Here is a 1,320-nt window from a genome sequence, read left to right as displayed (position 1 = left end):
CAGCAGTTGGGTCAGCTTTGGCGGCTAAATCGAATGCTTCTTTGATGTAGCCTTCGCCCAATTTATTTAAAAAGATTGATTTTCGGAGTGTACCATCTTCTTCTAAGGCTTCGTTTACAACATCCCAGCTACCAATTTTACCTTTGTATCTTCCCGCAACAGTATTGATGTGTTCGGTCATGAAAAGACGAACGGAATCGGCACTTTGAATTTTACTAACAAATTTAGGCAATTGGCTATGCCAAACCAAAGTATGACCAACTGTATGTAGCTTGTTTTTTTGAGCAAATTCAATGAAACGGTCGGCCAGTGTAAAATCATAACGTTTTTGCTCAGGGTGAATCACCTCGGCCTTCATGATATTCTCGGGAGTTGCTGAGTTAAACTGCTTGATTATGAGGTCATTGGCCACAGCATTTCTCTCCAAAATGTGTTCTGTCCCTAAGGCTGTGCCAATTAGGAAATCATTTTTGTAAGCATCTTTTAAGGAAGAAAATTTTGGTAACGGTTTTTGTGCATGACAACCTGCATTTAGAATTACAATACAGAGTAGATTATGCAAAGAAAACGATGATTTCATAAATTTCTATGGTTGGTTTTTCTTAAAACTAATAATTGCTGCGTTGTTTCGGGCTATAAGCAATTGATTATTGATTGTTACAGCATCTCGTACCTCTCCTTTAGCTTGTAAGCCAGAAATATGTGGTAAAATGTATTTGAACTTTCCTTTGCCGAGTCCTTTAAAATAGCCTCCTTGAAGTCCATCATGCCTGCCTACCTCTGGTTTTAGGCGATAGAAGTTTCCGCCTGCATAAAAATCTTTGATTCCATCTTTATCAAAATCGCCTGTTTCAAAAGCGAAGATTGGCGAAAACTGTGCTTCGGCTGGAAGGCTCTCCAAAACCAAATTACCATCTTGATTGACTAAAACTGATGAATTGAAATTGACTACCTGCTTTTTGACAGCTTTGGCTAACTTATCCTTCTCAAAAAGGTCGGAGACTTGCATCTTGGCAAAATCTTGGTATTTGATAGTTTTTTTCTTCAAACTCGGCATTTGAGCGGTTAAATCTGCTTTGCTGGCAAAAGGGAAAGGCTTCTCATCTTCGGGCGTAAACCATTCCATGATTACCTCGGGGCGTTTGTTATCATCAAAATCATGCACATATAGTTTGAGAGGTTTCTCGGTGCTGGCCTTAAATTTCATGTTTGTTCCCCAGTTTCCGAGTAAAAAATCGGTGTCTCCATCTTGGTCAAAATCGTCAGCTTCAATTGTATTCCACCAACCCTCACTATTCGGAATTGCCACTGGTTGTTTGA

The 1,320-nt window shown here is 39.5% G+C and carries 1 protein-coding gene and 1 pseudogene; both read right to left on the bottom strand.

Annotated elements, in window-relative coordinates:
• A partial coding sequence (locus tag ACOVO2_RS15330; RefSeq protein WP_421770822.1) for an endo-1,4-beta-xylanase occupies positions 1-580 on the bottom strand: 580 nt, incomplete at its 3' end.
• Between the two features lie 6 nt (positions 581-586).
• Positions 587-1,320 (bottom strand): annotated as a pseudogene (locus ACOVO2_RS15325) (RNA-binding protein); the annotation flags it as partial.

The sequence above is a fragment of the Emticicia sp. genome (assembly GCF_049241225.1).
Classification (GTDB): domain Bacteria; phylum Bacteroidota; class Bacteroidia; order Cytophagales; family Spirosomataceae; genus Emticicia.
This window is presented reverse-complemented; position numbering and strand designations above follow the sequence as displayed.